The 12,157-nt window shown below is 67.1% G+C and carries 18 protein-coding genes; 5 read left to right on the forward strand and 13 right to left on the reverse strand.

From position 1 onward, the window contains the following. Nucleotides 1-14: 14 nt before the first annotated feature. From ACIPV5_RS11885 to ACIPV5_RS11915, 7 genes are all read right to left on the reverse strand, one after another. The gene (locus ACIPV5_RS11885; protein WP_072591348.1) at nt 15-149 is read right to left on the reverse strand and encodes a methionine/alanine import family NSS transporter small subunit; all 135 of its coding nucleotides are present in this window, start codon (nt 147-149) and stop codon (nt 15-17) included. Further along, nucleotides 146-1,783: a sodium-dependent transporter gene (locus ACIPV5_RS11890; RefSeq protein ID WP_053099140.1), complete on the reverse strand. Its 1,638-nt coding sequence runs from the start codon at nt 1,781-1,783 to the stop codon at nt 146-148. Before ACIPV5_RS11890 ends, ACIPV5_RS11885 begins: the two co-directional genes overlap by 4 nt. 19 nt (nt 1,784-1,802) lie before the next feature. Further along, nucleotides 1,803-2,807, reverse strand: a complete 1,005-nt coding sequence (locus ACIPV5_RS11895) for a glycosyltransferase (RefSeq protein WP_400341086.1) — start codon at nt 2,805-2,807, stop codon at nt 1,803-1,805. 92 nt (nt 2,808-2,899) lie between these two features. Next, on the reverse strand, nt 2,900-3,238 hold the full coding sequence (locus tag ACIPV5_RS11900) for an ATP-dependent DNA ligase (protein ID WP_072591349.1): 339 nt from the start codon (nt 3,236-3,238) through the stop codon (nt 2,900-2,902). Nucleotides 3,239-3,424: 186 nt separating this feature from the next. Continuing rightward, entirely contained in the window at nt 3,425-3,643 is a 219-nt protein-coding gene (locus tag ACIPV5_RS11905; protein WP_187249711.1) for a DUF2795 domain-containing protein, read from the reverse strand. A gap of 83 nt (nt 3,644-3,726) precedes the next feature. After that, nucleotides 3,727-4,020 carry a hypothetical protein gene (locus tag ACIPV5_RS11910; RefSeq protein WP_056278853.1) on the reverse strand — a complete coding sequence of 98 codons (294 nt, stop codon included), beginning with the start codon at nt 4,018-4,020 and terminating at the stop codon, nt 3,727-3,729. A 70-nt stretch (nt 4,021-4,090) separates the two neighbouring features. Continuing rightward, the gene (locus ACIPV5_RS11915; RefSeq protein ID WP_056278854.1) at nt 4,091-4,465 is read right to left on the reverse strand and encodes a thiol-disulfide oxidoreductase DCC family protein; all 375 of its coding nucleotides are present in this window, start codon (nt 4,463-4,465) and stop codon (nt 4,091-4,093) included. Between the two features lie 102 nt (nt 4,466-4,567). Here ACIPV5_RS11915 and ACIPV5_RS11920 point away from each other — a divergent pair, with 102 nt between their 5' ends. Beyond that, on the forward strand, nt 4,568-4,774 hold the full coding sequence (locus ACIPV5_RS11920; protein WP_072591351.1) for a hypothetical protein: 207 nt from the start codon (nt 4,568-4,570) through the stop codon (nt 4,772-4,774). Nucleotides 4,775-4,778: 4 nt separating this feature from the next. Here ACIPV5_RS11920 and ACIPV5_RS11925 read toward each other — a convergent pair whose 3' ends face one another. The 4 genes from ACIPV5_RS11925 to ACIPV5_RS11940 all read right to left on the reverse strand — a co-directional run bounded on the left by ACIPV5_RS11925 (nt 4,779) and on the right by ACIPV5_RS11940 (nt 7,671). Continuing rightward, nucleotides 4,779-5,864, reverse strand: coding sequence for a YihY/virulence factor BrkB family protein (locus ACIPV5_RS11925; RefSeq protein ID WP_400341087.1), 1,086 nt, complete (start codon nt 5,862-5,864; stop codon nt 4,779-4,781). A 70-nt stretch (nt 5,865-5,934) separates the two neighbouring features. Continuing rightward, nucleotides 5,935-6,498 (reverse strand): DUF3618 domain-containing protein, encoded by a 564-nt coding sequence (locus ACIPV5_RS11930; protein ID WP_320488465.1) that lies wholly within the window; start codon nt 6,496-6,498, stop codon nt 5,935-5,937. Continuing rightward, nucleotides 6,495-6,908 carry a phage holin family protein gene (locus tag ACIPV5_RS11935; RefSeq protein ID WP_320488466.1) on the reverse strand — a complete coding sequence of 138 codons (414 nt, stop codon included), beginning with the start codon at nt 6,906-6,908 and terminating at the stop codon, nt 6,495-6,497. Before ACIPV5_RS11935 ends, ACIPV5_RS11930 begins: the two co-directional genes overlap by 4 nt. Continuing rightward, on the reverse strand, nt 6,886-7,671 hold the full coding sequence (locus ACIPV5_RS11940) for a hypothetical protein (protein WP_400341088.1): 786 nt from the start codon (nt 7,669-7,671) through the stop codon (nt 6,886-6,888). The genes ACIPV5_RS11935 and ACIPV5_RS11940 overlap by 23 nt, the downstream gene beginning before the upstream one ends. A 262-nt stretch (nt 7,672-7,933) precedes the next feature. Here ACIPV5_RS11940 and ACIPV5_RS11945 point away from each other — a divergent pair, with 262 nt between their 5' ends. Together ACIPV5_RS11945 and ACIPV5_RS11950 are read left to right on the forward strand one after the other, a co-directional pair. Further along, entirely contained in the window at nt 7,934-8,269 is a 336-nt protein-coding gene (locus ACIPV5_RS11945; protein WP_400341089.1) for an ATP-dependent DNA ligase, read from the forward strand. A 13-nt stretch (nt 8,270-8,282) separates the two neighbouring features. Then, on the forward strand, nt 8,283-9,011 hold the full coding sequence (locus ACIPV5_RS11950) for a GAF and ANTAR domain-containing protein (RefSeq protein ID WP_400341090.1): 729 nt from the start codon (nt 8,283-8,285) through the stop codon (nt 9,009-9,011). A gap of 9 nt (nt 9,012-9,020) precedes the next feature. Here ACIPV5_RS11950 and ACIPV5_RS11955 read toward each other — a convergent pair whose 3' ends face one another. Further along, entirely contained in the window at nt 9,021-9,365 is a 345-nt protein-coding gene (locus ACIPV5_RS11955; RefSeq protein ID WP_072591357.1) for a hypothetical protein, read from the reverse strand. Between the two features lie 61 nt (nt 9,366-9,426). Next, nucleotides 9,427-10,404, reverse strand: coding sequence for a Dyp-type peroxidase (locus ACIPV5_RS11960; protein ID WP_400341091.1), 978 nt, complete (start codon nt 10,402-10,404; stop codon nt 9,427-9,429). Nucleotides 10,405-10,546: 142 nt separating this feature from the next. On the opposite strand from ACIPV5_RS11960, the gene ACIPV5_RS11965 reads away from it, so the two are divergent. Together ACIPV5_RS11965 and ACIPV5_RS11970 are read left to right on the forward strand one after the other, a co-directional pair. Further along, nucleotides 10,547-10,906, forward strand: a complete 360-nt coding sequence (locus tag ACIPV5_RS11965) for a UBP-type zinc finger domain-containing protein (RefSeq protein ID WP_400341092.1) — start codon at nt 10,547-10,549, stop codon at nt 10,904-10,906. Next, nucleotides 10,903-12,156, forward strand: coding sequence for an FAD-dependent oxidoreductase (locus ACIPV5_RS11970; RefSeq protein WP_400341093.1), 1,254 nt, complete (start codon nt 10,903-10,905; stop codon nt 12,154-12,156). Before ACIPV5_RS11965 ends, ACIPV5_RS11970 begins: the two co-directional genes overlap by 4 nt. Nucleotide 12,157: the final 1 nt, after the last annotated feature.

Consider the following 12,157-nt stretch of genomic DNA (forward strand, 5'->3'; position numbering starts at 1 on the left):
TGCAGGTAAGACGGTCAGAGCTCGACGGGCGGCGCCGGCTCCGAATCCGCGGCCTCGGGGTGACGAGCGAGGTTCACGACGGCGGCGATGAGGCCGCCCCAGATCGTGACCATCGCGATGATCATCATGACGACCGCTGTCGTGGTCATGCGCCCGCTCCCTTCTCCGTCGCGTGCGGTTCCGAGGTCGCGATCAGCGGGATCGACGAGGTCTCGGCATCCGGTTCGTAGTCTTCCTCGGTGAGGAACTCGTCGTACTCGGGATCATCCTTGGCGTGGGAGCGGCCGCTCCATGGCAGCGCCGACAGCAGCAGTGCGATCACGACGAGTGCGATGACCATGCCCCATCCGAAGACGGCGAGGAACCATCCCGGATAGCCGCCGTACGGCTCGGAGATCTTCGAGATCAGCTCGGTGACGAGCAGGTACCCGAGCACGAGGGGCGCGAGCGCGCCGACGAGCAGCATCCACACTCGCCCGACCCGGAAGCTCGACCGACGATCGAGGTGGTCGACGAGTGCCGGCAGCTTGTGCAGCAGCCATGCGACCACGATCACCGCGACCAGGGCGACGGCCATGATGCCGAAGGCATTGACGAAGGCGTCAGCGGTATCAAGCACCGACAGCGCGGTGGTCGTCGAGAACAGTGCCAACGAGACGATCGCGAGCGGGATGGACACCGTGAGCGTCGTGCGGATGCGCGCCCAGCCCAGCTTGTCCTGCAGCGCCGCGACGATCACCTCGAGGATCGAGATGAGCGAGGTCACCCCCGCGAAGACCAGCGCTCCGAAGAACAGGACGCCGATGATCGAGCCGCCCGCCGCCTGAGAGACGATCGTGGGGAAGGCGATGAAGGCCAGGCCGATTCCCGACGACGCGACACCGGCCACTTCGGTCCCCTGCGCCTGCGCCATGAAGCCGAGGGCCGCGAACACGCCGATTCCCGCGAGGATCTCGAAGCCGGAGTTCGCGAACGCCACGACCAGACCGGAACCAGTGAGGTCGGTCTTGCGCTTCAGGTACGACGAGTAGGTGACCATGATGCCGAAGGCCACCGACAGCGAGAAGAAGATGTGGCCGTAGGCGGATGCCCAGACGGCCGGGTCGCCCAGCGCTTCCCAGTTGGGGGTGAAGAAGGCGTTCAGCCCGTCCATGGCGCCCGGCAGGAACAGCGACTGCACCACGAGGATCGCGAACATCACCGTGAGCAGAGGCATCAGGATCATGTTCGCGCGGCCGATTCCGCGCTTCACACCCAGCGCCATGATGACGATGACGATCAGCCAGACCGCCACGAGCGGGAGGCCGACCTGCGGCACGAAGTCCGTCGAGATGCCCACCTCGGCGACATCGGCCGAGCGGAGGAAGTCGATGAAGAAGAAGTCGTTCTCGTTGCCCGGCCCCCAGGTCAGCTGCGCCGAGAACCAGGTGTACATCGCAGCCCACGCGATGATCACCGCGTAGTAGACCGCGATCACCACGCAGATGAGCACCTGCCACCAGCCGAGCGGCTCGGCCCTGCGGTGCATCCGTCGGAAGGCCAACGGCGCGGAGCCGCGGAATCGGTGGCCGATCGCGTAGTCGAAGAAGAGGAGCGGGATTCCGGCAGTGAGAAGTGCACACAGATACGGAATGAGGAACGCCCCGCCTCCGCCTTCGTACGCCACGTAGGGGAATCTCCAGATGTTCCCCAGCCCGACGGCAGAGCCGATCGCAGAGAGGATGAAGACGTTGCGCGAGCCGAAGGCCTCGCGTTTCGGGGTCTGCGTCGTTGCGGTGGCCATGCGCATGAGGTTACCGGAGTCAGGGTGACGAGACGTGGCGATTCTCGTGCCGATCTCTCCGCTCTCGGATCGTCATCAGGATGCGGCGCCGACTATGGGCGGCGACACTCAGACGCGCTCCCCCGTACCGCACCCCTCCGCGCAGCCGCGCGGCGATGGCGAGCCACGAGCACACCGCACGCTCGGCGACCCACAGCGGCGCCCACAATGCACTGGTCGCCGGGAACACCGAACGGCCGTCGAGCCGTCGTCGGCCGCGCTCGGCGAGCACGACGATCATGAGCAGCACGAGCGCCAGCGCGCCCGGTCGGTGGCGCAGGATCCACGCCGTGGGAAGGATCGCCGCCTCGATCGCGAGGCGCAGCGGCTGGGCCCAGCTGTCGTACGCCTGTCTGACCCGCTGCGACAGGAAGTGCCGGGCGGTGGGTGGGCGCCGCATGACGTAGATGTCGGGTCGGGAGTGGATTCGACCGCCGGTCGCGCGGATGGTGCGCTCCAACTCGAGATTCTCGAAGAGCGTGTCCGCATCGTATCCGCCTGATGAGAGCAGTGCCGAGCGCCGCAGAGCGTAGGTTCCGGGATAGTCGTCCGAGAGTGCGCGATTGAGGAGGCTGCGAGCGGTGTCCCACCGGGCATGCCAGGGCAGCGGAGCGAAATGGTTCTGCGGCTTCACGAGGGTCGCGCGTTCGAGCTCGGAGACCACCGCGGCGAGCGCGCGATAGTCGTACCGCACGTCGTCGTCGGCGATGACCACACGCTCGTGCCGAGCGGATGCGATGCCCGTGAGCACGCCCCGCACCTTGCCGTTCGCTCCCGTGGTCTCGTCGCACGGGATGTGCCGGACGAGGTTCGACCAGGCCGACGCGTGCGAGGCGAAGCGGTCGGGGTCGGATCCATCGACCACCGTCACGTCCGCCCACGCGCGCAGACGCGTGAGGTAGGCCGTGAGATCGTCCATCGTCTCGTCACTCCCCCATCGCAGCGGGAGGACGTATTCGATGTCCAGGAGTGGAGCGCCTGTCATGGCGGCACGATAGATCGCGTCCGCTCGCCTCTTCTCGGGTATTGACAAGATCCTCAGCCCGTCTTCGCACCGAAGATCGCGGCAGCTGGCGGCTACAGGTCGGCGGGCACTCCGAGCTTCTCCCCCGATGACAGCTCATCCGGCTCTGCGACCAGGTACAGCCCGGTCGGGGCATTCGCGGTGAATGCGAGCGCATCGACCCACCGCCGGTTGATCGATGGCTGCCTGCTGCCGAGGAACCGATAGACCAGCGCACTCCCCGGGTGCAGCCAGACGGTGGTGCGGCCTCCCCCGATGCTCTGATCCTCGCGCCAGCTGAAGTTGAAGGGCTCGGCCCGCCGGAGCTTCGCGGTGATCACGAGCTGCAGGTGGCTGAGCGCGCGATCCTCGATCTCGATCCTGATCGAGCCCTCATAGATGAATCTGCCCATCATGCACCTCCCTGCGGCGCGTGCATGGTGAGTCGCGACGGCGACGATGTATCGGATTCGTGCGGCCACGTGAGCGTCAGTGGCGCGCCGGTGAGGTCGGACATGGCGCCAGGTTAGGAAGACAGCGGGCGCTATCGCAGGGTATTGACAAGTTCGCCCTCACCCTGCACGGTGCCCGCAGGTCAGTCAGGCGCCATCGAGCGTCTTCAGCACCTCGGCGACTCCGTGATAGTCGCGGGCGGGCAGCTCGTGGATGGCGTCGATGGTCGCGACCTCGAGATGATCGACGACGGCGATCCTCAGCAGGTCATCCTTCGTTGCCGGGTAGTCGATGCTCCGGAGGGTCCGTGCGAGTCTCATGTCGGAGGAGGGGTGGGCGGCAAGCGCATGGGGCGATGGGTTCATGCGGTTCATTCTTCGGACCGCGCGGCCCGAACTTCGCCTCTCTTGACAGCCGACGGGATCCCGATGTAAGTGGTGTGAGCGGCCTACATATCCTCGATCAGCAGTTCTCCGTGAGCGTTGAGGCTGTTCATCATCCGTGACACGCGCTCGGCATCCACGTGAATCGGCTCGACGCTGTCGAACGCCAGGACGAGCGGAATGCTCGGATGAATCCATGCGGTCAGTCGGCCGTCGCGGGAATCGTCTCCCGGGATCCAGGACATCATGAAGCTCTCCTGCCGCCTGAGCTTCGTGCCGACGACGATCTTCATGTGCGCGAGCGTCACATCGTCGATGACGATCGGGTCGAGTGTGCTGTCATATCTGAGGCGTCCCATCCGGCGATGCTAGGTGAGCGCCCGCCCGGGTGAAGGGGCGTTGACAACCGGAGGATCGTCGGGTGCTGTCTCAGGCCCGCGGAAGCGCACAGGCGGCCGTGCCGCCGGGAAGACGGTGTCGGAAGCGCGCGATCAGCGAATAGCCCAGCGCAGCGACCCAGGAGAACGGGGGCGTGACGAGGAGCACGCCGGCGAAGCGCAGCAGCCGGGATCGCTGCATGCGGAGCAATCCTGCGAAGGCAGCATGTCCGCGCATCCGACGCGCGCCGACCAGCAGCCACGCGTAGCGGGTGACATCCGCGGAACTCAGTCCGATTTCATCGAGGTCGAGCCATTGCCACGGCTGAGCCTCGGGAAACCTGCCGAGCCAGCGTTCGAGTCGTTGCACCCACGTGGTGCAGAACGCGCAATCGCCGTCATAGACGAGAAGTGGCCGGGCGTGCATGGAATCGACCCTACGCCTCACCGGAGAGCAGTCGCCCACCACATCATCCTTTCGATGACAAGCCCCTGTTCGCCCACGTCACCGGTGGCGGAGCCTGTAGGCATGAGCCACCCAGACGACATCAAGCAACCGCTCGACCATCTGCCTCCTCTCGACGAGCGAGACAAGGCCGTCGAGATCGACGAGCCGCACTATCCGACGTCCGAAGCGGGGCCGACCGGACCCGCGCACGTGTCTCCCGATACCGCCGCGGAGCCCGACAAGCCGAACCGGCACGGCGTGGACAAGCTTCCGCCGACCGCACGCTGATCGGTCATCGACGGTCGGACCCGTCGGATTCGCGGTGCCCCGATTCTGCATCGGCATGCTCGCGGATGCGGCGGGCCTCGTCGATGTCCTGCCGCTCCTTCTCTGCGGCCTTGTCGCTCTTGCGTGTGTCCCTCGGAGGAAGGCGGATCTCCCGCTCTGCGGCGATGCCCGCCTGCAGTTGGCGACCTCGCTCGAGTTCGGCGTCGAACTCCGCTCCGACGAGAAGCGCCAGGTTGGCGATCCACAGCCACAGCAGGAACACCACGATGCCCGCGAGGGAGCCGTAAGTGCGGTCGTAGTTCGAGAAGTTCGCCACGTAGAAGGCGAAGCCCGCTGTGGCGACAGCCAGCACGATGATCGCGAGGAGCGCCCCGAGGCTGATCCACCGGAAACGCGGCTGCTTCGCGTTGGGAGTGGCGTAGTACAGGATCGCGACGGCGAGGACGACGATGAACCCCAACAGCGGCCACTTCGCGATCGACCAGATGACCTGAGGCACGGTGCCGAGTCCGAGTGAGTCGCCGATGGCTCGCGTGACCGGCCCCGACACCACCAGGATGATCGCCGCGATGACGAACAGCACGATGGTGATCACCGTCACGAGCAGCTGTGCAGGCTTGAGCTTCCAGAACGGTCGCCCCTCGTCGATCTCGTAGATGCGGTTCATCGCTCGACTGAAGGCGCCGACGTACCCGGACGCCGACCAGATCGCGAGCAGGATGCCGCTGATCAGTGCGAACCCGGCGGCCGGCGAGTCCGCGACCTGTTCGATCGGGCCCCGGAGGGCGTCCGCCGTGTCGCCCGGGGCGACCTGCTCGACGATGCCGATCACCGCTTCCCCGGCGGCCTGTCCCTGACCGACGACGCCGAGGAGGGAGAAGATCGCTATCAGACCGGGAAAGATCGACAGCACCGCGTAGTACGTCAGCGCGGCAGCTATATCGGTGCACTGGTCGGACGAGAACTCACGGAAGGCCTTCTTCGCCACGTACTTCCATGATCGTCCGTGGAGATCGTCCGGGGAGTCGGGCTTGCTCGAGGCCTCGGGATCGACATTCCCGTCTCGGGCCTCCGTGTGCGGCTGCGACATCTTCATTCCTCTCATGACGAACGGACCCGTCGCCTACCCGCGTGCGACGGGTCCGTCCGGTCGATGGCGGTCAGCTGCCCGCGATGTTCTCGCGCGCCTGCTGCGCCTGATCGGTCACTTCACCGGCCGCGGTCTGCGCTTCGTCCTTCACGACAGCCACGGATTCCTGCGCCGTTTCCCTCACGGACTCGACCGACGCCTGCGCCGGTTCCTTCAGATGCTCGCCGACCTCCTTGGCCACGTCCGTGACCTCATCGAGGAGCGGCTGGGCCTGGTCCTTGACCGTCTTCGCGAGCTGCTGCTCCTTCGACGACGCCGGCACGAGCGATGCGATCAGCAGCCCCGCCCCGAAGGCCATCAGGCCGACCGCGAGCGGATTGCCCTCGGCTTTCGCGATGGCGCGGTCCTTGACCTCGGTCACGCGGTCACCGGCGTCCGAGAGCGTGGATCCCGCATCGTCCGCCGACCCCATGACGCGCTCGCGCACCGAGGTGAAGGCACCGCGCACTTTCCCCATCTGCCGGTCCACGATCTTCGACGGCGTCACCTTGTCGGCGAGCGCGTCGACATCCGACCCCAGCTCCTGTCGCGTCCGCTCGATGTTCGCGCGGATCTCATCGGGTGAATCACTCATCGGTTCTCCTCATTTCTCTTCAGTGCTTCTGGAATCTCCTTGACCGTGTCGACGGTCTGCGGCATGCCCTCGACCTGCTTCAGCTGGCTTCGGCCGACCACGAACAGGATCAGCGCGACGATCGCCCAGATCACGGCCACGACGACGCCCGACCAGCCGCGCCCCATGAGCGAGCCCAGCGCCCACCACAGTGCGACGGACAGGAAGAACACCGCCATCAGCGCCGCATAGCCGGCGGCACCCATGATGCCCGCGCCCTTCGCGGACTTCGTCGCGGTCTCCCGCAGCTCCGCGCGAGCGAGTGCGAGCTCCTGACGCATCAACGTCGACAGGTCTCGCGAGACCTCACCCAGCAGATCGCCGAGCGAGCTCGACGCGGCCTTCGTCTCAGAGGGTGTGGGGTCGCTCATCGCCACCCTCCCCGAGTGCGCCCGATCCGGTCCAGGCGGTCTGTGCGCCGCCGCGACGGGTCGGAGGTGTGAGACCTTCTGTCTCCGTGCGTGTCGGAGCGCCGGCGAGGTCTGCAGCCGTCGCCCCGCCGCTGTCGGCGGCACCGCCCGCGGGTGAGCCGACCGGCACCGGTACGGCCGGGTCCGGGTGGACCTCACGGGGCGGCGTCACCGGCCGTGGAGATGTATGCGTGTCATCTGCCGAGGCGTTCGATGCCAGCGCTCGGGTGAGCCTGCCGACGGCGACGCCGACGATCGCCGCCCCGAGGATGAAGGTTCCGGGCTTGCGTCTCGCATACCGCTTCACCTCCGTGAGCACGGAGGCCGGATCCCGGTCCCCGAGCCAGCTCGCCGCGCCCGACAGTCGCCCGGCAACCTGCTGCACCAGATCGCTCGCGACACCGCTGCCCTCCGAGTTCGCAGCCATCGAACCGAGTTCGTCGCTGACCGACCGAAGCCCACCGGCGAGGCGCTGCTGCTGCGTGTGCGCCTGCTCGTTCAGCTCACGGGTGGTCTGCGCGTACAGGTCCTTCGCCTGCGTCTTGGCCTCGCCGACGACGCTCGCCGCCTCTGCCTTGGCGGTGCCGATCACGTCCTTCGCCTGAGCGCCGGCCGTGTCGGCAAGACCGGCCGCCTCGTTCTTGGCAGCCTCCGCCTTCCCTGAATCCTGCTCGTGATGCGCGTCCGAGCCGCTCAGGCTCGTCGTGCCATAAGTGTCCGACATCAGTGCTCCTTCGTGCGGGGTCGTCTCGGATCGAACGACTTCGTCGACCGATCCGCTGGATTGGTGAGCACTGGTCTAACGGGGTGAGAAAGCCGTTCCAGCACCCTTGCCGAAATCGAGGTCTCGGGTGTAAAAGGCGTCCGACCGAGACGCCTGCGAACGGCGCAGGAACACTCTCGATCGGTCTGCAAGGGCCTTGCGGGGGGCACCCCACCCCTGTAGGTCTGGGCACAGGAGGAGATCTGCGAAGGGACATCCCATCATGGGCAAGTTCGTGTACGAGGGAAATCAGAAGGTGGAGATCGACGACCGCGCGCTCCATCATCTGCAGGTCGTGATGACGACGAAGCTGCGCCGCGGCGAGCCGTTCCTCTTCACCTGGAGGGAGGACGCCAGCATCGGCGGAGGTCGGAGTTCGGTCTGGATGCACCCCGGCTGCAACCTCGTCTTCAAGTACACCGGCGGCAAAGTCCCCGAGCTCAATCGGCACTGGATCGACGCGCTCGCGTTCACCGCGAATGCGCCGTCCGGGCTGTATCTGGTTCACGAACCCGAGAACGTGGGCGCAGAGCAGGGCCATGCCGTGGGCGTGAGTTGAGGATCGGATCCGAATGCCGTTCGATGTGATCCGCAACCCGCACTCGCCGAACGACCTGACCGCTGTCTTCCGCCGCCTGGCTGACGCTCTGGATCCGGACTATGACGTCATCGACACCGTGGACCTTCTCGTCGAGGCCGCGACGCGCTTCACCCCTGCGGTCGACGCCGGCATCGTCCTGGCCGATGCCGGAGGACAACTCCACGTGCTGGGCTCGACGAGTGAGCGCGCGAGCGATGTGGAGGAGGCAGAGCTCGGCATCGAGCAGGGCCCCTGCCTCGACAGCTTCCGGTCCGGGCGCGTGGTGGAGACACCCGATCTGCGGGCGAGCGCCGATCGCTGGCCCGAGTTCGCTCCTCTCGCGGTGCGACGCGGCCTTCGCGCTGGCTACGCGGTGCCGCTCTCGCTTCGCGATCAGCACCTCGGTGCGCTGAACCTCTTCTTCGACAGGGTCGGCGTGCTCATCGACCAGGATGCGGCCGTCGCTCAGGCACTCGGCGAGTTCGCCACGATCGGTCTGGTGCAGAATCGCACGCTCCGCGCGCACGCCGACCGCACCGCGCAGCTTCACCACGCGCTCGACAGCAGGATCCTGATCGAGCAGGCGAAGGGCGCGCTGTCGTTTCAGCGCAGCGTCTCCATCGACGATGCCTTCACCATCCTTCGACGACACGCGCGCTCTGTCGGTGGGCGACTGCACGATGTCGCGCAGCAGATCGTCGACCGCCGCCTCACCCTGTGAGCGAGTCGGTCACCGCCCTCCGCCTGCGCGTTCCGATTCGCCGCCTTCGGTGGGATCGATGATCTCCGCAGTCAGGCAGACGCCGCCCGTGCTGCTGAGCGTCTGAGAGAGCTCCTCGATCCACCGACGGTTCAGCGTCGGCGCCTCCGTCTCGTCGAACACGAAGCGCAGCGGGATCGACGGATGCAGCCAGATGGTCGATCGACCGGGGGCCTCGCCGTCCTTGTGGATCCACGACAGGGTGAAGCTCTCGTTGCGGCGCAGCTTCGTCGTGACGACGATCTTGAGGTGAGCCAACGCTCGGTCCTCGATGAGGATCGGCGGCTGAGCGGCTCCGTAGAAGAGTCTTCCCATATATCAACGCTACGCGCGTGCGGCGCGAGATGGGAGGTGACTCTTGTCCGCTCGTCTGCCGTCAGATGCGCTGCACGGGCATCGGCTCGTCGGCGAGCCCGCTGAGGAAGTCCGCGGACGGCGCGAAGAAGGTGCTGCCGGTCGTGGCGCGGGAGAAGTCCAGGAGTCGGTCGTAGGCGCCGGGCGGGTCACCGATGAACATGTTCTCGAGCATCTTCTCGATGACCCACAGGTAGCGCGAGTATCCGATGAAGTAGGTGCCGAAGGACGACGAGCCCGGGCTGCCGAAAGGCATGTTGTCACGAAGGATGTCGTGCTCGACACCGTCGACCACGATCGTGGCGAGGGTCTTGTGGGACTTCTGCCCGACGGCCGCATCGTCGAGCTCGACGTTGTCGGCCTTCTTGCGGCCGATCACGGCCTCCTGCTGCTCGGTCGTCAGCGCCTGCCACTGAGCGAGGTCGTGCAGATATCGCTGGACGACGACGTAGCTGCCTCCGACGTGATCACCGTCCTCTGCGCCCACCAGCGTCGACTCGGCGACGGCGTTCCCCACCGGGTTCGCCGTCCCGTCGACGAAGCCGAGCAGGTCGCGCACGTCGAAATACCGGAATCCCGAGGTCTCGTCGACCACGGTCACGGCGTCGCCCAGCACGTCGAGCAGCTGGCGCTCGAACTCGAACACGAGATCCTGGCGGTTCGCACGGATATGGAAGAGGAGATCCCCGGGCGTGCCCGGCGCGGTGTGCACCGGGCCGACGACCGGCGCGAAGGGGTGCAGCTCGGCCGGAACCGGGCGCGCGGTGAGGCGCGGCCACGCCGCGGCTCCGATACCGACCGTGCACGACAGCATCGCGTCGAGATCACGGAATCCGACGTTCTTCACGAGGTCGTCGATACCGGCGATCGCGTCGCGCGCGGTCGACGCGGCATCCGCTCCGTCAGCGATCTGCAACACGAGGAACGTCGCGCTGGACGTCAGCGGCGCATCGACCTTCTGCGATTCGATCGGGACCCGGCGGGAGGAAGAGGTGCTCACCTCCCCGAACCTAGAGGATGTCGACGAGCACGGCTTCGACGGGTGTCGAAGGAACATGAGGACTCCCGCGGGCACCCTTGAGTACGACACGGAATCCCGACATCATGACCCCGACGGCATACCGACGACAGGAGATGCACCCATGAGCGACGTCAGCGACTTCATCCGGGCGGACGTTCCCCCCTCCGGCCCGGGGTGTCTGGACTGCGAGGCGATCGGCTCGTGGTGGCTGCATCTGCGCCGGTGCGCCTACTGCGGGCACATCGGATGCTGCGACGACTCCTTGCACAAGCATGCGACGAAGCACGCGCACACGAGCGGCCATCGAGTGATCCAGAGCTTCGAGCCCGGTGAGGACTGGTTCTGGGACTTCGGCACCGAGACAGCCTTCGACGGTCCCGTCCTCGCTCCCCCGCACAGCCATCCGCGGTCGCAGACCACCCCCGGCCCGGCTGAGCGCGTGCCTGCGGACTGCCAGGAGCAGCTCGCAGGCGACGCGTGACCGAGGCATCCGACCAGCGGTCGCCCCTGCGTCTCATCGCCGACGCCGACGGGCCGCAGGCTTTCGCGTTGCGCGACTATCTGACGCGCAGCGAGGTTCCGTTCCTGCCGATCATGGTTCCCCGGGGTGCCGCCGCGGCGGCAGGAATCGACCTGACCGACAGGCGGCTACCGCTGGTCGTCCTTCCCGAAGGCGCCGTGTTGGAGGACCCGAATCCCGAGCAGGTCGCTGCGGCTCTCGGCTGGGTGAAGCCTCCGGCGCAGTCGACGTACGACCTCATCATCTACGGAGCAGGACCCGCCGGACTCTCGGCCGCCGTCTACGCGGCATCCGAGGGTCTCAGCGTCGCCGTCGTAGAGCGCGACGCCGTCGGCGGGCAGGCCGGTTTCAGCAGCCTCATCGAAAACTACCTCGGTTTCCCCGGGGGGATCTCCGGGGCGGAGCTCGCCGAGCGCGCCCGCCGGCAGGCGCTCTCCTTCGGCGCCGAACTCATCGTCATGAGGTACGGCATCGCCCGCACGTTCAGGGACCACGACGTGCGGGCTCGGCTCGCCGACGGGTCGGAGATCCATGCACGCGCGGCGCTCTGCGCCACCGGCGTGCAGTGGCGCAGACTCGGCCTCGACGGCGAGCAGGGCTTCCGCGGTGCCGGCATCTACTACGGCGCGGGCACCAGCGAAGCCTCCGCCTGCATCGGTCAGCACGTGTACGTCGTCGGCGGCGCCAACTCCGCAGGACAGGCGGCCATGAACCTCGCGGCCCACGCGGCGCACGTCACTGTCGTCGTCCGCGGCCCCTCGCTCTCGTCGACCATGTCGGCCTATCTGCTCGACCGGCTCGCTGCGCAGAGCAACGTCACCATCCTCGTCCACACCCGCGTCGTCGCGGTCGACGGAGACGAGCATCTGCGGGAGATCACCCTCGACCAGGCGGGCAGGACCACACGCGTGCCCGCGACCCACCTGTTCGTCTGCATCGGCGGGGCTCCCAACACCGAGTGGGCGGCGATGACGGATGTGCAGCTCGACAGTCGCGGGTTCCTGCTCACCGGCGTGGACCTCTCCGCCGACGACCTGCAGAAGTGGCCGCTGGCACGCTCGCCCTACTACCTCGAGACATCCGTCCCCGGGATCTTCGCGGCCGGCGATGTCCGTGCGAACTCCGTCAAGCGCGTCGCATCCGCCGTCGGCGAGGGCGCGATGGCCGTCACCCTCATCCACCGATACCTCGCCGAAGGCGCTCAACGCTGAT

The sequence above is a fragment of the Microbacterium sp. NPDC090014 genome, from assembly GCF_044748285.1.
Lineage (GTDB): Bacteria > Actinomycetota > Actinomycetes > Actinomycetales > Microbacteriaceae > Microbacterium.